The sequence below is a fragment of the Haloarcula halophila genome (assembly GCF_029278565.1).
Lineage (GTDB): Archaea > Halobacteriota > Halobacteria > Halobacteriales > Haloarculaceae > Haloarcula > Haloarcula halophila.
Map to the genome: position 1 here is coordinate 634,099 of NZ_CP119559.1, position 19,566 is coordinate 653,664.

Annotated in this window: 21 protein-coding genes; 11 read left to right on the forward strand and 10 right to left on the reverse strand. The window is 65.1% G+C overall.

What is annotated here, in order from left to right; all coding sequences use genetic code 11:
- Window positions 1-150: 150 nt before the first annotated feature.
- The 5 genes from P0204_RS03330 to P0204_RS03350 all read left to right on the forward strand — a co-directional run bounded on the left by P0204_RS03330 (window position 151) and on the right by P0204_RS03350 (window position 3,823).
- Complete coding sequence (locus P0204_RS03330) at window positions 151-1,065, forward strand: metal-dependent hydrolase (RefSeq protein ID WP_276221651.1); 915 nt, start codon at window positions 151-153, stop codon at window positions 1,063-1,065.
- Between the two features lie 49 nt (window positions 1,066-1,114).
- The gene (locus P0204_RS03335; protein WP_276221653.1) at window positions 1,115-1,735 is read left to right on the forward strand and encodes a hypothetical protein; all 621 of its coding nucleotides are present in this window, start codon (window positions 1,115-1,117) and stop codon (window positions 1,733-1,735) included.
- The gene (locus P0204_RS03340; protein ID WP_276221654.1) at window positions 1,732-2,403 is read left to right on the forward strand and encodes a DUF2238 domain-containing protein; all 672 of its coding nucleotides are present in this window, start codon (window positions 1,732-1,734) and stop codon (window positions 2,401-2,403) included. Before P0204_RS03335 ends, P0204_RS03340 begins: the two co-directional genes overlap by 4 nt.
- Window positions 2,404-2,465: 62 nt before the next feature.
- Window positions 2,466-2,666: a dodecin gene (locus P0204_RS03345; protein ID WP_276221656.1), complete on the forward strand. Its 201-nt coding sequence runs from the start codon at window positions 2,466-2,468 to the stop codon at window positions 2,664-2,666.
- A 386-nt stretch (window positions 2,667-3,052) separates the two neighbouring features.
- Window positions 3,053-3,823, forward strand: a complete 771-nt coding sequence (locus P0204_RS03350; protein WP_276221658.1) for an SDR family NAD(P)-dependent oxidoreductase — start codon at window positions 3,053-3,055, stop codon at window positions 3,821-3,823.
- 216 nt (window positions 3,824-4,039) lie between these two features.
- On the opposite strand, the gene P0204_RS03355 is transcribed toward P0204_RS03350, so the two are convergent.
- Genes P0204_RS03355 through P0204_RS03365 form a run of 3 tightly spaced genes read right to left on the reverse strand, consistent with a single transcriptional unit; the run spans window position 4,040 to window position 6,446 of the window.
- Complete coding sequence (locus P0204_RS03355) at window positions 4,040-4,420, reverse strand: HesB/IscA family protein (protein ID WP_276221660.1); 381 nt, start codon at window positions 4,418-4,420, stop codon at window positions 4,040-4,042.
- Between the two features lie 48 nt (window positions 4,421-4,468).
- Window positions 4,469-5,740 carry a histidinol dehydrogenase gene (hisD, locus tag P0204_RS03360; protein WP_276221662.1) on the reverse strand — a complete coding sequence of 424 codons (1,272 nt, stop codon included), beginning with the start codon at window positions 5,738-5,740 and terminating at the stop codon, window positions 4,469-4,471.
- Between the two features lie 49 nt (window positions 5,741-5,789).
- On the reverse strand, window positions 5,790-6,446 hold the full coding sequence (locus P0204_RS03365; protein WP_276221664.1) for a J domain-containing protein: 657 nt from the start codon (window positions 6,444-6,446) through the stop codon (window positions 5,790-5,792).
- A 183-nt stretch (window positions 6,447-6,629) separates the two neighbouring features.
- Here P0204_RS03365 and P0204_RS03370 point away from each other — a divergent pair, with 183 nt between their 5' ends.
- Window positions 6,630-7,178: a DUF1684 domain-containing protein gene (locus P0204_RS03370; RefSeq protein ID WP_276221666.1), complete on the forward strand. Its 549-nt coding sequence runs from the start codon at window positions 6,630-6,632 to the stop codon at window positions 7,176-7,178.
- Between the two features lie 50 nt (window positions 7,179-7,228).
- Window positions 7,229-8,062, forward strand: a complete 834-nt coding sequence (locus P0204_RS03375) for a CPBP family intramembrane glutamic endopeptidase (protein ID WP_276221668.1) — start codon at window positions 7,229-7,231, stop codon at window positions 8,060-8,062.
- A gap of 1 nt (window position 8,063) precedes the next feature.
- Here P0204_RS03375 and P0204_RS03380 read toward each other — a convergent pair whose 3' ends face one another.
- Both P0204_RS03380 and P0204_RS03385 read right to left on the reverse strand, forming a co-directional pair.
- Complete coding sequence (locus tag P0204_RS03380; RefSeq protein ID WP_276221670.1) at window positions 8,064-9,380, reverse strand: glycerate kinase type-2 family protein; 1,317 nt, start codon at window positions 9,378-9,380, stop codon at window positions 8,064-8,066.
- A 58-nt stretch (window positions 9,381-9,438) separates the two neighbouring features.
- Entirely contained in the window at window positions 9,439-11,508 is a 2,070-nt protein-coding gene (locus P0204_RS03385; RefSeq protein WP_276221671.1) for a S8 family serine peptidase, read from the reverse strand.
- A 228-nt stretch (window positions 11,509-11,736) separates the two neighbouring features.
- Between P0204_RS03385 and P0204_RS03390 the strand changes: the two genes are divergently transcribed.
- The gene (locus P0204_RS03390) at window positions 11,737-12,015 is read left to right on the forward strand and encodes a DUF8106 domain-containing protein (protein WP_276221674.1); all 279 of its coding nucleotides are present in this window, start codon (window positions 11,737-11,739) and stop codon (window positions 12,013-12,015) included.
- A gap of 467 nt (window positions 12,016-12,482) precedes the next feature.
- Here the strand turns inward: P0204_RS03390 and P0204_RS03395 are convergent, their stop codons facing one another.
- Window positions 12,483-13,841: an NAD(P)/FAD-dependent oxidoreductase gene (locus tag P0204_RS03395; RefSeq protein ID WP_276221676.1), complete on the reverse strand. Its 1,359-nt coding sequence runs from the start codon at window positions 13,839-13,841 to the stop codon at window positions 12,483-12,485.
- Between the two features lie 32 nt (window positions 13,842-13,873).
- The gene (locus tag P0204_RS03400) at window positions 13,874-14,485 is read right to left on the reverse strand and encodes a response regulator (protein WP_276221677.1); all 612 of its coding nucleotides are present in this window, start codon (window positions 14,483-14,485) and stop codon (window positions 13,874-13,876) included.
- 190 nt (window positions 14,486-14,675) lie between these two features.
- Here P0204_RS03400 and P0204_RS03405 point away from each other — a divergent pair, with 190 nt between their 5' ends.
- Window positions 14,676-15,632 (forward strand): D-2-hydroxyacid dehydrogenase, encoded by a 957-nt coding sequence (locus tag P0204_RS03405; protein WP_276221678.1) that lies wholly within the window; start codon window positions 14,676-14,678, stop codon window positions 15,630-15,632.
- Between the two features lies 1 nt (window position 15,633).
- On the opposite strand, the gene pyrI is transcribed toward P0204_RS03405, so the two are convergent.
- Window positions 15,634-16,095 (reverse strand): aspartate carbamoyltransferase regulatory subunit, encoded by a 462-nt coding sequence (gene pyrI, locus P0204_RS03410; RefSeq protein ID WP_276221680.1) that lies wholly within the window; start codon window positions 16,093-16,095, stop codon window positions 15,634-15,636.
- Window positions 16,092-17,009: an aspartate carbamoyltransferase gene (gene pyrB / locus P0204_RS03415; RefSeq protein WP_276221682.1), complete on the reverse strand. Its 918-nt coding sequence runs from the start codon at window positions 17,007-17,009 to the stop codon at window positions 16,092-16,094. Before pyrB ends, pyrI begins: the two co-directional genes overlap by 4 nt.
- Window positions 17,010-17,091: 82 nt before the next feature.
- Here pyrB and P0204_RS03420 point away from each other — a divergent pair, with 82 nt between their 5' ends.
- On the forward strand, window positions 17,092-17,718 hold the full coding sequence (locus tag P0204_RS03420) for a MinD/ParA family ATP-binding protein (protein WP_276221684.1): 627 nt from the start codon (window positions 17,092-17,094) through the stop codon (window positions 17,716-17,718).
- A 28-nt stretch (window positions 17,719-17,746) separates the two neighbouring features.
- The gene (locus tag P0204_RS03425; protein ID WP_276221686.1) at window positions 17,747-18,376 is read left to right on the forward strand and encodes an RAD55 family ATPase; all 630 of its coding nucleotides are present in this window, start codon (window positions 17,747-17,749) and stop codon (window positions 18,374-18,376) included.
- Window positions 18,377-18,618: 242 nt separating this feature from the next.
- On the opposite strand, the gene P0204_RS03430 is transcribed toward P0204_RS03425, so the two are convergent.
- Complete coding sequence (locus P0204_RS03430) at window positions 18,619-19,566, reverse strand: FKBP-type peptidyl-prolyl cis-trans isomerase (protein WP_276221687.1); 948 nt, start codon at window positions 19,564-19,566, stop codon at window positions 18,619-18,621.

The following is a 19,566-nucleotide window of genomic DNA, read 5'->3' on the forward strand; positions in this document are numbered from 1 at the left end:
CACCGGAACAGACGGAGATTTGCGGGGTGAGTGATGCGTTCCCGGCGGGTACGGTGCCGCTGTCTCGGTAGCTCCCGGATATCGAGGGGTGGCTCCCCTGATATCGTCTGACACGCGACAGTTAAGCTACTGGACCGAGAACTGTGTGTTATGTTCGTCGGTCACGCGCTGCTAGCGTTTGCCGTCGTCGTCCTGGTCGCCCAGCGACTCGGGGTGGCACCACGACGAGCGCTGCAGTTCGGTGCGGTGGCCGGCCTGTTCGCCGCTGTTCCGGACGTCGACATCGTCTACGCACCGATCGGACTCCTCTTGCAGTCGGCCGAGACTGTCGGGCCGGACGTGTTCTGGGAGACGGCCAACGTCATCCACCGCGGGCCGACACACTCGCTCGTCATGGGGGCCGCCCTGGCCGTCACAGCCGTCTGCTGGCGACTGTCGACGTGGCCGGGGCGGCCGGTTGCCGTTGGAATCGCCACGGCGTTGATCGTCGTCGCGACGCTGTTCAGTGGCCCTGTCGGCGGTATCGTCACGCTCGTGTTCGTCACGAGCGGGATCGCCGTCGCGATAGTCGCCGGGCGTCTGGACATCGAGCCGTTGACCCTCCTGCCGCTGGCACTCGTCGGCTTGCTCTCACACCCCTTCGGTGACCTGTTTACCGGGTCGCCGCCACCGTTACTGTTCCCGTTCGACGGACAGTTGATCACCGACCTGGTAGTGCTGCATCCCGACCCGACGATGCACCTCCTCGGAGCGTTCGCCATCGAACTGGGGACGGTGTGGCTGGCGGTGTACGCCTACGTCCACAGCCAGGGCCAGTCGCTCACGCGGCTCGTCCACCCCCGTGCCTCGCTGGGAGTCGGGTACGCGGCCGCCGCGCTCGTCATCCCGGCACCGACGCTGGAACAGTCGGCCCACTTCGTGTTCAGCGTCCTCGCGCTGGGCGCCGTCGCGACGCCGGTCAGACCGTTCAGTCGGGATGTCGACTGGCTCTCGACGCTCGTAACCGGACTCACTGCCGTGACGATCGCGGCGCTCGCGTACGCCCTCGCGCTAGGTGCGCTCTGAGGATTCCCGTTTGCGATAGACCTTTCCTCGTCCGACCGCACCCCCTGGTATGAACCGCGACGTCCGTCGGTTGCTCCGGGACCAGCGAACCAACGCCCTCGCGGCCTGGAGCGTCGTCGTCGTCGTCGCCGCTGTGGTGGTGACGAGTCTCCTCAGCGGTGATCTCCTGTGGGCAGGGTTCGCGGCAGGGCTCGTCGCTATCGCCGTGTTGCCGCCCGTTTTGTTACGCCACCGGAACGCGATGCTCCCCTGGGAGGTGCTCCTGCTCGCCGCGCTCCCGGTCGTCGGCCGGGTGTTCGCCACCGTACAGATGACCGGTAACCTCGCGAAGTACCTCTCCGTGGCGGCGGTCGCACTCATCGTCGCCGTCGAACTCCACGTGTTCACGCCGGTCCGTATGACACCCCGGTTCGCCGCCGCGTTCGTCGTCGTCACCACCATGGCCACGGCGGGCATCTGGGCGGTCGTCCGGTGGGGTGCGGACCTGCTGCTGGGGACGACGTTCCTGCTCGATCCCGCGCTCTCCGAACACGCCATCGAAGAGGCGCTGATGTGGGAGTTCGTCGCCTCGACGGCCGCGGGCGTCGGCGCCGGACTGGTCTTCGCAGTCTACGTCAGTCGACAGGTCGGCCTGAACCGCGTCCCGGAAGACGTGAGGGTCGAACAATGAGACTACGCGACCGTATCGGGATCAGCGAGCGGTGGCAGAAACGGATCTCGCGAGGGATGATATTCGCGATGATCGGCCTGTTCGCCATCGGAATCGAGCGGGGGAGTACCGGAATCATCGTCAACACGGGCATCGGCCTGCTGGTCGCACAACTCCCGTCGGTGCTGGAACGGGACTACAACATCACGCTCGACCCCGCGTTGACGCTGTGGATCTCCGCTGCCGTGTTCCTTCACGCCGTCGGAGTCGTCGGGCTCCCGGGGGCTGAGCAGAACTTCTACGTCACGGTCCCGGGGTGGGACCATGTCACACACACGCTCTCGTCGTCGGTGGTCGCCGCCGTCGGCTACACGACCGTCAGGGCGCTCGAAGAACACTCCCCGGACCTCGTTCTCCCGCCGCGCTTTACCTTCGTGTTCATCCTGCTGTTCGTGATGGCCTTCGGCGTGTTGTGGGAAGTCATCGAGTTCTCGCTCGGGTTGTTGGCGACGACGCTGGGCAGCGGTAACATCCTCACCCAGTTCGGGCTCGAAGACACGATGCTCGATCTCGTGTTCGACACCATCGGCGCCATCGTCGTCGCCACGTGGGGCACAGCCCACCTCACCGATGTCGTCGGACACGTGGAGGGGTGGCTCGACCGGAAGGCCCGACAGGAGGACTCCTGAACCGCGTCCACCCAAACCGCCCCAGTAGTTTTATCCCCTACCGTGTGGCATGGTACCATGCCATGGTGTTCAAGAAGATCACGCTGATCGGAACCAGTTCGGAGAGCTTCGACGCCGCCGCGGACGACGCTATCGAGCGCGCAGAACGGACACTCGACAATCTCAAATGGGTCGAAGTCGAGGAGTTGGGCGTCGAGATCGGCAGCGTCGACGGGCGAGAGTACCAGGCCGAAGTCGTCGTCGCGTTCGAACTCGAAGAGTAACGTCGTTACTGGGTCTCGGTGTCATCCGGTACTAACCCATCGATAGCCCGTCGGGCAGAGCCACTCACCGCTGGCACCGACAGTTTTCGGGTGAATCACCGCTCGTTTCGCAGAATAACAGGGGTCACAGAACTGTTCACAAGAGCGTTGTCTTCAGAGGTATTGCGACGGGTCGACTGTTCAGTAGACGTGCATATACAGCACCGAGTTAGGAGTCTATGCCCGGGCAATCCCATCTGAACAGAGGGACGGGATCGTTGATCTTGCGTCGTTTGGAAAAAGACGATCCGCTGGAAGTTCTTCAACACCGTCTCAAGAAGTGAGCCACGATACCATCCCCCGTGTATAAATGTGTTCCTAACAAACAGATCAACCGAGGTTCAATTATGGAACGATTTTCAGACGAGACAGCGCTCGTCACTGGAGCTGGCTCCGGAATTGGCCGTGCAACAGCCCAACGCCTCGCAAACGAGGGAGCTACCGTAGTGGTCTCTGACGTAGACGAAGATCGCGGTGAGGACGTGGTTACAGCCATCGAGGATGACGGTGGATCTGCCACCTTTGTCTCAGCCAACGTTGCTGACTCTGAAGAGGTCCAACGATTGGTTGAGGCCACTGTCGATACATACGGAAGTCTTGATATTGCCGTCAATAATGCTGGTATTCTCACCGGTTTCACCGACATCACCGACATCACCGAGGATGATTGGGAGAAACTCATTGACGTGAATTTGAAAGGAGTGTGGGCAGGAATGAAGGCGGAGTTGTCCGTGATGGAAGAACAGGGCGAAGGAGTGATCGTGAACACAGCATCCGAAGCAGGGCTTGTCGGAATGGGGGGGCTCGGCAGCTACGTCGCTAGCAAACACGGCGTCGTGGGACTGACAAAGACAGCCGCTCTCGAATACGCCGAGCGGGGTATCCGCGTCAACGCGATCGCGCCCGGTCCAACGGAGACGAACATCCAAGAAACGATGACAGGTGGTTCGGATCCCCGTGAACTGCCCTTCGATACAACTGCCATGGCTGAGGTGCCGATGGGGCGTCGGGCGGACCCAAAAGAGATGGCCGGTGTCGTGGCATTCCTGTGCTCTGACGACGCTTCCTTCGTGACTGGCGTCACTATCCCGGTCGATGGCGGCCAAGCGGCCGATTAAACTTACTCGGCAGTATGTCCGGGGGTCGGACATGTTCGTCTCTCGCCCCTGTAGAGGAGACTGATGGACGTATCCGTGAGTCAGTGAACCCAGCAACCCGAATCGACCCCGAAGCATCACCATTCTACCGACTATACCCTCTGTACTGACCGATCGGATACCCGGATATCACGGTCCGTGAACCGTTCTACGATCCACGAAGATAGAATAGACTCCCTACGTCCGGAACGACTCGCCACACCCGCACTCGCTGACGATGTTCGGGTTCTCGACGTGGAAACCGGCCCCCTGGAGTCCGCCCTCGTAGTCGAGGACCGACCCCGAGATGTAGTCCAGACTGGCGCCGTCGACGAACACCCGGAGTCCGTTGCGTTCGTAGACCGTATCGTCGTCTTCGGGTTCATGTTCGAAGCGCATCCCGTAGGAGAGCCCCGCGCACCCCCCTTGCTGGACGAACAGTCTGAGTCCAGCGATGTCGGTGTCCATCCCTTCGCTGGCCAGCAGGTCCAGTGCCTCCTCGGCTGCGTGCTCGCTGACGGCGACCGCCGTCCGGTCCGGGTTCGGTTCCGGCTCGCCGTCCTCGGCTGTGCTGCTCATACAACCAGTTGCGCGCCCGATCCTGTTAACCCTGACGGCGCGGGAGTTTCAGTCCTCGAAGCGCTTGCGGACGCTCTCGGCGTGGGCTTCGAGTCCTTCCGCCTCGGCTAAGGTCGTGATCGTCTCCGAGAGATCGGCGAGTGCGTCGTGGGAGAGTCGCTGGACAGTCGTCGACCGGACGAAGGTGTCGACGGAGAGCCCTCCGGTCACGCGAGCGCCGCCGCCGGTGGGCAACACGTGGTTCGTCCCGGTCGCGTAGTCGCCGGCGGCGACGGGACTGTCCGGCCCCAGAAACACGGAGCCAGCCGACGGAATCCGTTCGAGCAGTTCCTCGTCGTCGTCGGCCTGGATCGAGAGGTGTTCGGCGGCGTACTCTTCGGCGAACAGGACGGCCTCGCTCATCGAACGGGCGTGCAGGACCGCCGACGCGTCGTTGTCCAGCGCCGACCGGACGACCGCCTCCCGCTCCCGCCCGGCGGCCTGTTCGTCGACGGCCTCGACGACGGCTTCGGCCAGAGTCTCGTCGTCGGTCACGGCGACGACGGAGGCGTTCTCGTCGTGTTCGGCCTGGGCGACGAGGTCCGCCGCGACGAGGTCCGGGTCCGCCGTCTCGTCAGCGACGACGAGGATCTCGGAGGGGCCAGCCAGGAAGTCGATGGCGACGTCACCCCTGACCTCGGCTTTGGCGGCGGTCACCCACCGATTCCCCGGTCCGACGACGATGTCGGTGGCGCTGACCGTCTCGGTCCCGTAGGCCAGCGCCGCGATGGCCTGTGCGCCCCCGACCTGGTAGACCGCGTCGGCTCCGGCGACGTGGATAGCCGCCAGCGTGACGGGATTGATCGTCTCCGCGGGCGGCGTGGCGACGGCCACGTGGTCGACGCCCGCGACCTTGGCCGGGATCACACCCATCAGGGCGCTCGACGGGTACGCGGCGGTCCCGCCGGGTGCGTAGACGCCGGCGCTGTCGAGGGGTCTGAACCGACGGCCCAGCTCCCGCCCGTCGACGGTCTCGCGCCAGTCTTCGGGGACCTGGCGCTCGTGGAACGACCGGATGTTGTCGGCCGCGTGTTCGATGGCGTCGCGGACGTCTCCGTCTAACTCCTCGTAAGCGCGTTCGGCGGCGTCGGTGATGTCGACGTTGCCGACCTCCACGTCGTCGAACTCGCTGGCGAACCGGCGGAGTGCCACGTCGCCTTCCTGGCGGACCTGTGCGACGATATCGCTGACGTCGTCACGGACGGCATCGACACCCGCGTCCCGGTCGAACAGTGCCGCGCGCTCGTCCGGACCGAGGGCTTGGACGGAACGTACGTTCATACCCCGCGTTCGGGACGGGACGGAAAACGGGTTTCCCTTCGGGGCGGGGCTACAGTCGCGAGGCGACGTGGAGTGCGGCGACGAAAAGCGTGATCCCGACCATCGACACGCCGAGAACCGCGCTCACGAAGGGCGAGACGGCACCGACGACGCCGGCGGTCAGGAAGATCGACCCGATGACGATCGAACCGACGAGCAACAGCGCGTGGACCAGGAGGGCAGTGTCGGATCGTCGGAGACTTCCCAGAAGCGAGCGGACGCCGTCCGACTGATCCGCCCCGAGACGCTGACCCGGCGTGTAGTAGCTCGCTGCGGTTCCGTAGGCCGTCGTCCCCCCTCTGGTCTGTTGGTTCGGTGTCTCGGTCCGTGCAGTCGGTCCACTCCGATCGGGTGAGCCGTCAGCGTACTCGCCGGCGGCCTCGCTTGCAGTACGGGCGGTCTCGATCTCCCAGCCCGCGGTGGTGGGCTGCCGGCGCAGATAGGAGTCGTGACCCAGCCGGTCGTATAGCGCCCGCTCGTCCTCGTCGGTGAGGACCTCCTTCGCCGTCGTGAGCCGCTTGAACTGCCTGGGTGCGTCGGCGGCCTCGCTGACGTCCGGATGGTGTTGTTTGACCAGGTCTCGATACGCCTCACGAATCTGGGCGGCGTCAGCGTCCGGACTCACACCCAAGATGCTGTAGAACGTCTTCGCCTCGGGGGACCCCATTGGTACATTAATCTTGTGGCCGAATATATAATTGTACGGGCTGTTTCACGGTGAAGAAACCGCTGTCGAGTTTGGTTTCGTTTTCCGGTGTCGTCTGAGGTCGTAGCTCCGCGCCCGTCCAGCGAGGGGTCCGTTCCAGGACCGAGTCGCCGGACTGAAACGGTCGCTCGGCCAAGCGGTAGTATGAACGATGTCCCTGACGGGTGGGCCGAGCAAGTACGTGAGAACCGCGCCGAGAAGGATCGGTTCTTCGCCGACCACCGCCAGTCGCCGATCCCGCCGGCCGAACGCGACGAGTTCGACGGTCTAGCCTATTTTGCCCCGGACCCGACGTATCGCGTCACGGCGACGATCACTGTCCACGACGATCCGGAGACACTCGATCTGGAGACGACGAACGGGCCACCGAGCCGCTACGAGCGCGTCGCGACGCTCTCGTTCACCCTCGACGGAACCGACTGCGAACTGGCGGGCTACCGACAGCCCGACGAGGATACGGCGACGCTGTTTGTGCCCTTCAGAGACAAGACGACCGGGCAACAGACCTACGGCAACGGCCGCTACATCGAACTCGAACTCGGCGGTTCGCTGACAGACGGTCAGGAGATCCCGCTGGATTTCAACCTGGCGTACGCGCCCTTCTGTGCCTACAGCGAGACCTTCTCCTGTCCGCTCCCGCCCGAGGAGAACTGGCTGGAGATCGCCGTCGAAGCCGGCGAACGGTCGCGGTAGGTTCCCGTAGACGAACTGTTATCAGGCCCACGCCACTACCCGTGAGTATCATGGCACGTGCAGCCGACGAACGCCAACAGTCCCTCCTGCAGACCGTCGTCGCCGTCGTCTCGGCACTGGGAATCGGCGCCGGTGGTCTCCTCTTCGGAACGGCACTGACAGTCCTCGCGTTCCTCGTCCTCCAGTTCGGTGCGGGAATCGACCTGACGACAGCCCACCTCCTCGTCCTCGGGCTGATCTTCGTCCAAGGCGTCGGCTGTGCCGGCGTCGCACTGGCGTACGTCCGGTTCAGACCCCGGATCGCTCCGGCCATCCGCGACCTCCTGGGTATCGACGGGCCGCTCGTCCAGTTCGACATCCACGCGTCGGTCCCGTCGTTCAAGGACGTCGCCGTCGTCGTCGTGGGCTATTTCCTCGCGCTCGCCGCCGCGATCGGTGGCTCGCTACTGGCCTCCCAACTGGCGGTCGACACCGGAACCAACTCCGCGGCGGAGGTCGGTATGGAGAACCCGGAGATCATCCTCCTGTTGATCCCCGCCTCGCTGTTGCTCGTCGGCCCCGGCGAGGAACTGCTCTTCCGTGGCGTCGTCCAGGGCCGAATCCGGACGGTGTTCAACCCCGTCGTCGGGATTCTCGTCCCCAGCGTCGCGTTCGCCGGCCTCCACTGGTTCGCGCTCTCGGGTGGCTCGACGGCGGGCAACCTCTTCGTCGTGAGCCTGCTGGTCCTGCCGGCGCTGGTCTTCGGTGTCAGCTACGAATACACCGACAACATCGTGGTCCCCTCGCTGATCCACGGCTTCTACAACGCGACGCTGTTCACCGGTCTCTACTTCTCCGTGGTCTACGCCGACCAGACTGTCCAGAGCGCGTTGCTCGCGCTGTGAGCTACGGAACGACCAGTACGCGGAGGTCGTTGACGTTCGTCCCGGTCGGTCCCGTCACGACGAGCCCATCGTGGTCGGCCAACAGCGGATAGGCGTCGTTTCGGTCCAGCGCCCCACGGACCGCTTCCCGATCCGGACGGTTCCCCGGCCCGAGGATCGCCCCGGCTGCGTCGGTCGCTCCGTCGATACCGTCGGTGTCGACCGCCGCGAGGACGCTGTCTTCGGGCAGGTCCGCGAGGCCACCGAGGACGAACTCCTGGTTCGGCCCACCGTGGCCGTCGCCCGAAACCGTAACTGTCGTCTCGCCACCCGAGAGGAGGACGGCAGGCGGTTCGATCGGCGTGCCGGTCGCACGGATCTCGGCGGCGATAGCCGCGTGTATCCCCGCTGCAGTCCGTGCCTCGCCGCGAACGCGCGACGAGAGGATCACCGGCTCGTAGCCGGCCGCCGCCGCTCGGTCCCTCGCCGCACGCAGCGCCGTCATGTTGGTAGCGACGACGTGCGTCGAGACCCGGTCGAAGGCCGGATCGCCCGCCCGCGGGGTCTCGGCCACCTCGCCACGAGCGCCGCGGTCCAGCCGACGACGGACGCTGTCGGGGACGGCCGCGTCGATCCCGTCGAGGACCTCCAGCGCGTCCTGAAACGTCGAACCGTCCGGTGTGAGCGGGCCACTGGCGATCACCGACAGATCGTCGCCGACGACGTCGCTGAAGACGACTCCACAGACACGGGCCGGCGTCAGTCGCCGTGCCAGGTGCCCGCCTTTGACTGCCGAGAGGTGCTTGCGGACGGCGTTGATCGACTCGATGGGAACGCCGCTGTCGAGCAGGGCCGTCGTCGTCGATCGCAAGTCGGCCAGCGGGATTCCGTCGGGGGCGACCATGCAGGCGCTCCCGCCGCCGGTTACCACTGCAAGAACGAGGGTCCGTTCGTCGGCGTCGTCGGCCGCTGCGAGCAACTCCCGTGTCGACTCGACGCCGCGCTCGCTGGGGAGCGGGTGATCCGCTGGCAGGACACGAACTCGGTCGGTGTCGACTGAAGCGTCGGTCACGACGACACCGCCGTCTAGCGCCGATCCGAGTTCGCGTTCGAGTGCTGCCGCGATGTGCCCGGCGCCGTTTCCCCCACCCAGGACGACCACTTCGTCGTACTCGCGACGGTCGAACTGTTCGCCGGCGACCGTGATCGTCGTCCCGTCGACGGAGACCGCGGACGGTATCACGGTCCCGGGTCGAGCGCTCTCGATCCCACGTTCGAGACAGTCGAGTGCGACAGTTGTCGCCGGCTCCTCCGCTGCCCGCTCCCGGTCACGGATCATGTGGACCGGTATGTGATAGGCGTACAAGAGCGTTCGAGTCGTGCTCGCGGTCTCGAACTCAGGAGTTCAACTCGGAGATGGCCGTCATGACGTCGGTTACGTCGACGGGTTTCCCGCCGATCGACGATCCGGAGTTGTACGCGGTAATGACCGCCATCACGTCCTCCCTGTCGACGGTTCCGTCACCGTCGACGTCGAACCGACTGCTGTTCGCTGGCGGTTCGACGGTGATCGCGACCGTATCGGTGCTGGCCGCCGATCCGTCCTGAACCGTGACCTCGAACCTCAACGTCGTCTGAGTGCGAACACTCGGGGCCGTGAACGTAGGCTGTGCAGTCGCCGCTCCCGACAACGAAACCGCCGGCCCGCCGGTCTGGCTCCAGGCATACGCTAAACTGTCCCCGTCCGGATCCGTCGATCCAGTCGCGTCCAGTGTGACCGTCGCGTCACTGGCCACCGAGGAATCCGGGCCGGCGTCGGCAGTCGGTGCCGAGTTCGACGGCGAGACCGTCACGTCCACCGTATCCGTCGCCGAGCCACCGTTTCCGTCGTCGACTCTCAGCTCGAACGTCAGCGTCGTTCGGCTGTCGACAGTGGGTGCGGTAAACTCCGGTGTCGCCGTGTTCGCGTCACGCAGAGAGACCGAGGGGCTATCGATCTGGTCCCAGGAGTACTCCAGCGCATCCCCATCCGGATCTGTCGAACCGGTCGCGTCCAGGGTCACCGTGGCCCCGGCAGTCACCGACGTGTCCGATCCGGCATCTGCCGTCGGGGCCGCGTTCGGGGTCGATAGCGCCGTATCGACCTGGACGAGTCCGTACCCGGCTTTGTTGTCCCGTCCCGGCGACTCGATGTCGGTCGCCGTCTCGCGGAGACGCTGACGGACATCGTCGTTCGAGAGATCCCTGGTACCGTCTTCTACGTCTTCACCGATTATCAGCGCCGCCGCGCCGGCGACGTGGGGCGCTGCCGCGGAGGTCCCGCCAAAGTAGGAGGTCCCACCGCCGATGTCCGTGGTGTACTGTCCGGAACCAGGTGCGGCGAGTTCGACCTCCGAGCCTTCAGCGCTGAACTCCGTCGTCTGGTCGTCGCGGTCGGTCGCTGCGACCGCGATGGCATCGTCGTACTTCGCCGGGTACATAACCTCGTTTGTCGACGGGTCACCGTCGCCGTTGTTGCCGGCAGCCGCAACAACGATCGTATGGTCGCTGGCGTCCGCGATCGCGTTCCGGAGAGTGCTCGTGTCGCTCCTGCCGCCGATACTCATCGAGAGTACGTCGGCGTCGTCGGCAGTCCCCATCGTCCCGTCGGGGCCTTTCAGTGCCGCGTCGATTCCGCTGACCCACCAGCTGTAGTACCCGATGCTACTCGCGTTCATCACCTTGATCGCGTAGAGATCAGCGTTCGGGGCGACGCCGACGACGTCCCGGTTGTTGTCTTCGGCAGCGACGATCCCGGCGGCACGCGTTCCGTGCCCGTTATCGTCGTCTGCGCTCGCGAGCGTCCGTTCGTTCGCCCACCCGGAGAAGTTCGCTCCCCAGACGACTTTCTCGTCAAGGTCGGGGTGTTGGTAGTCGATCCCGCTGTCGAGGACAGCCACGTCAACCTCTGCAACGGCCTCGTCGTCGATCTGCTGTTGGGCGGTGGAGGCACCGATGCGGTCCACTCCCCAGGGTGTCCGCTGACTTTGCGTCGTCCCTGACTGAGCATCGACCGTACTCGCCGGAGTGACGGGGTCGGGTCCCTCGATCTTGGTATCGATGACCGCGGACTCGACATCCGGACGCGCACGGAGTCCCGGTAGTGCCGACCGGGGTGCGTCGACGAACAGTACCGGCATGAAGTCGACCGATCTCCCACCCGTGATATCGATTTCGGGGTGGGTCTCCCGCAGCGACGCGTCGTCCCGGGCATCGTCGCTCACGAACCGGACGACGACACGGACGCGCTCGCCAGCCGCACCGTCAGACGCTGGGGCTGCCGTCTCCAGGGCGTCCGCTACCGAACCGGTCGGTTGGTCGTCGGCACTCTGCTGTCCCGCTCCGCCGAACGCGGTTCCCTGTGCCGGTGCCACAGCCAGGAGTACGACCAGGCAGAGGACCGTCACGGGGGAGCTTCCCCTCGCCATGGAACAGTAAACCACATCGAGTCGTATGAACCTCTCGGCCCCAATTCAAGCATTGAGACCGGGTGCCCGGCCCATCGATGGTAGCGTCGCGACGGTAGGCTGGTGCCGGGATAGTCGTGACAGGCGGCCCCAGCGGAACTCTAGGACCATTAATGGATACTAACGGTTGTACAGTGACTAACCGCCCGGGCCAGAAGGAATTTATATGGGTACCTGTTCGCTTCGACTATGAGCCAGCCAGACGCACCGCGACAGAAATCGACGCTGTTCTGTTCGGACTGCGGATACGAGAGTCCCGCCCCGAGTGGGTGGCTGGAGTACACGCTCTCGGATCAGCGTCACAAGCGGTGTCCTCGCTGTTTCGCTCTCGTCACCCGACGCCCAGCCGAGCCCCCGACCGACGCCTGGGACCACAGCCGCGACCAGGTCCGCTCCGGGTTCGCACTCTGGCGTGCCGGCGTCTCACAGCTCAAACAATCCGTCGAGCAGTTGGCTGTACACGGTTGATGGTTCCGCGGCTCCCGTCGTAGGTTTCCCCCTCGTAATTTCTTCAAACCGCCAACGGACACGACGATAGCGGGCTAGAACTCGTAAGCAGTGACTGGCGGCTGAAGCAGTCTCTGTGGAGTGTGCTCCGACAATTACCACACACCGAACCGACTCACACAACGACCAGGAGGCTCAGCCGTGCTATACGAGTAATACGTGTGTCGCCCGGAACACTAACGTCCGGCATCATCCTGGGCGGCGTGCCAGGTCAGCCGGCAAACCCTCGTGCCGGGCGGGTCGTCCACTGGACGACCAGTTGCGCGAGCGGCGTCAGCCGCGAGCGCGGGAGACGCAGAAAGCGTCTCCGAACTGCAACTGTCGCGCGCCCGGGTTCTCCGGACCTTCATCGTCCCGAAGACGGGCCTCCGCCGGGGATTGAAGGCGCGCACTCGTCCTAACAGATAGGCGTACCTAAGCGTTCGCCCTCAGACCGTGTAGTCGTCCTCGTGCAACTGGGCGTAGCGGCTGCCCCGGTAGCCGAACTTCCCCCACTTGTAGCGGGCGACCAGTTCGACGCCGTGGAGTCCGCCACGCAGTGCCGCGTCGGCCTTGATCCCCCGAACGTCCTGCAGGGCAGTTGCGGTCTCGAACGCGCGGTCCCAGTCGCTCGGCCCCCAGTCACGGACGAGATCCGCGAAGGTGACGTTCCGTCGGATCTCGTCGTCGAGGGCGGCCTGCCACTCGTCGTTGTACCGTTCCAGGCTGTCCTGTGCGGCCAGTCGACCGGCGATCTTCCCCGTTCGGACGGCGACGTGGTCCCCGCCCTCGTGGAAGGCCGAGGTCCCCCCCATCGCACCGCCAGTGACGGCGATTCCGGCCCCGACCGGGGACTCGATCGGTCGCGTCGAGGAGATCGGATAGGTCTCGGTGCCGCCGGACTTCCCGCGGTCCTCGACGAGCGGGAAGTCCGCGAGTTCGTAGTCGGGGAACTGCCGGCGAAGCAGTCGGCGGATGTACTCGTTGCCCCGCGGGATTCCCTCGTCGCTCTCTTCGAGCAGGTCCCACTCGGCGACGTCGTAGTCGTCGATATCGAGCCCGATCGGCATCGTCAGCCCGATCCGAGCGACCGGGGGGTCGTTGGGGAAGATCCACGGATAGGCCGTGTGGCCGGGCATGATCCCCCACCAGAACTCGATGTGATCGGGATCGAACAGTTCCTCGGGCATCCGGCGGTGTTCCTGGTAGGCGATGTGGTTGGCCGTCGTCGACGGCAGGACGTCGCTCATCTGCTGGCCCGCCGGGAGGAACTGATCGAGGACTCCCCCCGTGACCGTCCGCTGTGGTCCGTCCGCGAGGACGACGTAGTCGGCGCTGAGATCGTCGCCGTCGGCCAGCCGGAGGGTGTGTCGGGGGTCGCCGTGGACGTCGGTCTCGACAGAGCGGACGCTGACGCCGACGCGATAGTCGGCACCTGCCGCCGTGGCCCGCTCCCGGAGCCAGTCGTCGAACCGGGCGCGGTGGAAGGTGAGGCCGAATCCGTCGTAACTGGCGTCGATGCCCGTCTCTGTCATGACGAGGTCGTTGTTCGGGCCGTAGAACTTCGCCCCGTCGAGTTCGCTGAGGATGACGTGATCGGGAATCTCGTCGACGGAGAACTCCATGAGGTCGATCCAGTAGTCCAACAGCCCGGCCGCGTCCGTCGAGTCCGGCCCCGTCCGGTCGCGGTCGGCCCTGGGTACCCCCTTCTCCAGGACCACCGCGTCCGCGCCGTGGTCGGCGGCGGCCGCTGCCGCCGAGGAACCGGCAGGTCCACCCCCGACGATAGCGACATCTACGTGTTCCATACCGACTACGGTGCCACCCGGGCGGCTAAAACCTACTGTCTCGCAGCCGACGACTGGGAGGGATCCGACTCCGGTCCCGTCAGGGTGGCCTCGAACGTCGTCTGCCAGCTCTCGACGTTGGTTGCTCGGTCGAGCGCGTCGTCGACGGCCGAGCGTTTCTCCCGGAGCCGGGAGAGCAAGCGCGCGTACTCCCCACAGTCGTCGAGTCGGGCCTGATCGACGGCGGATTCGAGTGTCGCCGCCCGGGAGGCCAGTGCAAACAGTTCCTGGAGTTCCGACTGGAACTGTGTGACGACGCCGACGCGTTCGACGGCACTCAGCACCGCGTCCCGATCGACTGGTTTGGTGAGGTACTCGTCGACCGGAATATCGAGTAGATCCACGTCGGGTTCGACGCCACTGATCATCAGGACTGCGGGCTCAAACGGCCCGGCCGCGACGTTCCGCGCCACCGTCTCGCCGTTCGACCCCGGCATCTCCCGATCGAGCACGAGGACATCGACCGTCTCGTCGAGCCGATCCAGAGCGGTGTCACCGTCGGCAACGGTGACTACGTCGTAGCTCTCCCCCAACCAGAGCCGGTAACACTCACGGAGATCGGGGTCGTCATCGGCGACCATGACACGCCCCACAGTATCGCTCATTCGTATTCATCTCTCGATCCGGGATCTGATATACACCCCCGACTGTTGAGACCGTTTACGACCGTTTAATACCGACAAACCGGACGTTAAAACCATTGAAACCGCCAGTCTGGATAGTCAGTTTCGTTCGTCGACAGGGTTTTGCCGGAGCCGTTTGCAGCCAACGCATGCGCTCCCAGGGTGAGATTCGATGACGGAGATTCTGGTATTACGCCACAAGATCCACGGGATGGTCGCCGACCGATACGCCGACGCGCTCAGGGAACGGCTCCCCGACACACCAGTTCGGTTGGCCCGGACTCCCGACCAGGAACGGGACCTCGTGACCGACGCGACCGTCGTCACCGGGAGTTCGTTCGCGCCGGCGCTGTTCGATCACGCCGAGGACCTCGAACTGTTCGCCAGCACCTACGCCGGCTACGACCATCTCCCGCTGTCGGAGTTCCGCGACAACGGCATCGCGCTGACGACCGCCTCCGGCGTCCACGGCCCGAACATCGCCGAGTACGTCCTGGGTGCCTGGCTCTCGATGGCGCGCGGGTTCCTCACCGCCCGACGACAGCAGCGTGACCGTGTCTGGCAGTCGTTCCAGGCCGACGATTTCGCGGGCAGTCGGGTCTGTGTCGTCGGGATGGGTGCGATCGGAACGGCGGTGCTGGACCGACTGGACGGGTTCGATATCGAGACCGTCGGGGTGCGACACAGTCCGGAGAAGGGCGGCCCGGCCGACGAGGTGTACGGCTACGACGACCTCCACACCGCGCTGGCGGACGCCCGCTACGTCGCACTGGCCTGCCCACTGACAGAAGAGACAAACGGACTGCTCGACGCCGACGTGTTCAGGACGCTGCACGCCGAGACCGTGCTGGTCAACGTCGCCCGCGGTCCGGTCGTCGAGACCGACGCGCTGGTCTCGGCGCTCCGTCGGAACCACATCGGCGGTGCCGTCCTGGACGTGACCGACCCGGAACCGCTCCCCGAGGACCATCCGCTGTGGAACTTCGAGAACGTCCTGATAACACCACACAACGCCGGACACACGCCATCGTACTACGATCGACTAGCCGATATCGTCGCCGAAAACGTCGAACGAGCCCGTGAAACCGGGTCCTGGGACGGGCTCCGAAACCAGATCGATCTGCACTGACTCACTCGACGAGGATGTGCGCCGGCAGGTCGTCCCGGATAATCGTCTCGCAGTACTCACACCGGACACCGTCGTCGGTGACGGCAAAGCGTGAGTCGACAGGTTCGTCCTTCGTCGAGATGCAATTGTGGTTCGGACATTCGAGGACGCCCTCGACGACTTCCGGGCGTTCGACGCGGTGTTTCTCGACGACGTCGTACTCCCGGACGATGTTGATCGAGGCTGCCGGGGCGATCAACGAGAGGACGTCGACCTCGGCCTGGGAGAGTTCGCGCCCTTCGACTTTCACGATGTCTTTCTTGCCCAGGCGGTCCGAGGGGACGTTCATCGCCACGGAGAGTGCGTCGCCGCTCCCGTCGATCCCCAGGATCGCAAGCACGTTCAGCGCCTGGCCGCCAGTGATGTGATCGATGACGGTGCCGTTCTTGATCTTCGAGACGCGGAGTTGCTGGTCGTCGGTCATCGTGGTTCACCTCCGAGTATCAGATCGAGCAGTGCCATCCGGACCGGAACGCCGTTGTGGGCCTGCTCGAAGTACTTCGCGTGGTCCGTCTGATCGATCTCGTGGGCGATCTCGTCGACGCGGGGGAGGGGATGCATCACCGTGAGATCGTCCTTCGCAACGTCGAGTGTCTCCCCGTCGATCTGGTACTGGCCGGCTACCTCGCGGTACTCGCTCTCGTCGGGGAACCGCTCGCGCTGGATTCGGGTCACGTACAGCACGTCGAGTGCTGGGAGGATCTCGTCGAGGTCGGTATGTTCCCGGACGCCTGCTCCCTGTTCGTGGAGGTCGTACCGGACCGACCGGGGCAGTTGCAGTGACTCGGGGCTGATGAAATGTTGGTGGGCGTCGACCGTCGTCAGCGCGTGAGCCAGTGAGTGGACTGTCCGTCCGTACTTCAGATCACCCATAATCCCGATCGTGAGGTCGTCGAACCCGGCGTTCTCTCGGATCGTATAGAGGTCGAGCAGCGTCTGTGTCGGGTGCTGGCCGGCCCCGTCGCCCGCGTTGACAAGCGGCACGTCGACGAACTCGCTGGCCATCTTCGCCGATCCCTCCATCGGGTGGCGGAGGACGAGCGCGTCCGCGTAGCCCTCGACGACCCGGACCGTATCGGCCAGCGACTCCCCTTTCTTGACACTGGATGATTCGACCGACCCCATGTCGACGATGTCGCCACCCAGACGCTTCATCGCCGTCGCGAAGCTCATCTTCGTGCGCGTGCTGGGCTCGAAGAAGAGCAGTCCCAACAGCGTGTCGCTGTGCCGGTCGGCGAAGGCAGCCGGGTCCTCCGCGATCGTAGCGGCGTGATCGAGCACCTCCTCGATATCGGCCCGTGAGAGTTGTTTGGCGCTGATGATGTGGTCGTGCCGCATCGTACTCGGAAGGGCGCCCCCGACGCTCTTGAATCTCCCGACACGGCGAAGGTTGAAATCGGGTGCCGAAGGGAACGCCGGTATGCTCGCTATCGCAGGCGGGAAAGGTGGCTGTGGGAAGACGACGAGTGCGCTCGGGATCGCCAGCGCGCTGGGCGCTCGCGGCCACCGGCCGCTCGTCGTCGACGCGGACAGACAGATGCCCGATATCCACCACCGCGTCGGGATCGATCGGACCCCGGGAATCGAACGACTCCGTCGGACCGGACTCTCACCGCTCACCCGCCGATCGGATCGGTTCCCACGTCTCGACGTGCTCCCGTGTGGTACCGCCGATCGGTCGACGCTCGCGAGCGCCCTCGAACAACTTCGGGGACGTGACCGACCGGTTCTGGTCGATTGTCCCGCCGGCGCCGGTCCCGACGCTGCCGTCCCGCTTCGCCGCGCCGACCGGAGTGTCGTCGTGGCGACACCGACCGAACAGAGCCTCCGAGACGCCGCTAAGACCGCGGCGATGGCCCGTGAACTCGATTCCCCTCCCTCGCTGGCCGTCCTCACCCGCAGCGACGGATCGACCCAACCGGGCGATCTCCTGGGGTGTCGGGACGTGGTACACGTCCCCGAGGTATCAGAACCTCCACTCGAAGCGAGGGGTGTCGCCGTTCGGTACGCAGCAGTCGCAAAACGCCTGGATAAGCGGAATATTTAATCCCGTGTGTTCTGTACTCCTCACTGGTATGGTGAACCGGTTACGGACGGGCATCGACGTCCTCGACAGGAAACTCGACGGCGGGATCCCCGCCGGGAGTATCGTCACCCTGTCCGCACACCCGGCGAGCCAGGCGGAGCTGTTCCTCTACGAACTCACCGCCACGCGCGGGACCCTGTGGCTCTCGCTGGACCGGACCGCCGAGTCCGTCGTCGCCAGCATCGAACAGACGCCCGCCAACACCGGCGACCCAACGGTCCGGCACATCTCCGGCGAGGCCCCGCTGGACAACGCGGGCAAACTCGTCTCGGCGCTGCCCGAGACCTCGAACCTGATCGTCGATCCGCTGGACGTCCTCGAATCCCAGGAGCCACACTCCCGCTTTCGCGCGTTCATGAACGACCTCCAGAACCACATCGTCAACACGAACAGTCTGGGCATCCTCCACTGTCTCAACGGCCGGGACGTCCCGCCGCTGCGTGACACCACCGAGCACTTCGCCGACGTCGTCTTCCAACTCAACACCCAGATCGAGGGCGACGAGATCGCCAACCGGCTGGCGATCCCGAAGTTCCGTGGCGGCCGTGCGCCCAACGACGTGATCAAACTCGACCTCGTCGAGGAGGTCAGCATCGACACCTCCCGGGATATCGCCTGACTAAACTTTTTCCGCTCGGGTTCGCTGGCGCGAACCACTCGCGCAAAAACTTTAGAAGCCAAAAACGCCGGACGCTCGGCAGAGCCTCGCGTCCGGTGAACCGGCGGCTCCGCCGCCGGATGCTCTCCGCCATCCCTGCCCTTCCCCGGGTCGGCCGACGGAGCGGCCTCCCGGCCACGCAGTCTGTGGTGAGTGCGATACGCGTCGCTGATCGGTGAAAAACGCGAGAAGCGTGGTCGGCGTTACTCCTCCGCGCCGTCGATCTCGTCGACGATCTCCTCGGCGTCGACGTCGGCGTCTTCCAGCGCTTCTTCGAGGTCGGCACCGCCGGGGCCGCCGCCCATGCCGCCCATCATGCCGGGCATGCCCATGCCGCCGCCACCGATCTCCTCCTGGACAATGATGCGGTCGACGCCGAGTAGCTGGGTGAGCTGCTGGGCGATCTGCTGTTTGCCCATCATCCACTGCTGGTTCATCGTCAGCTGGGGCGTCGCCTCGATGTAGAGGGTGTCCTTCTCGACCTCGACGGTCTCGTACTCGGGTTCGGACTCCTCGTCGTCCTCGTCGTCGCTCTCGACGAGCTGTTCCTCTTCGACCGTCTCGGTCTCGAACCAGAGGTCGAGCTCCATGTCCAGCATCATCTGGATGATGCCCTGGGCCTTCTCCTCGCGGTCGGTGACCTCGGCGACGATCTCGTACTCGTACTCGACGTCCTCGCCGGCCAGCGGGTGGTTGAAGTCGACGCGGGCGCGTCCGCCGATGATCGTCTCGACGTGGCCCTGCTCGTTCTCGATCTGGACGTGCGCGCCGGGGTAGCGGTCGTCCTCCGGGATCTTGTCCTTCGAGATCGTCCGGACCTGCTCTTCGTCGTACTCGCCGAAGGCGTCGGCGGCCGCGATCCTGACGGTGCCCTCGTCACCGACTTCCTTGCCGGTGATGTCTTCCTCGACGTCCGGGAAGATGTGGCCCTCACCCAGAACGATCGTGCGGGGGCCGAACTCCTGCTGTTCGGTGTCGACACCCTCGTCTTCGGCGACTTCCTCGTCGGTCGTGTCGACGAGCGAGCCGTCCTCGACGGTGCGTGCGGTGTAGGCGAGTTTGATGACGTCGCCATCCTGCAGGCCTGCCTCGGTTGCTTCGTCTGCTCCTTCCTCAACGTCGTCGGCGTCGGCCTCGGACTCGTTGCTCAT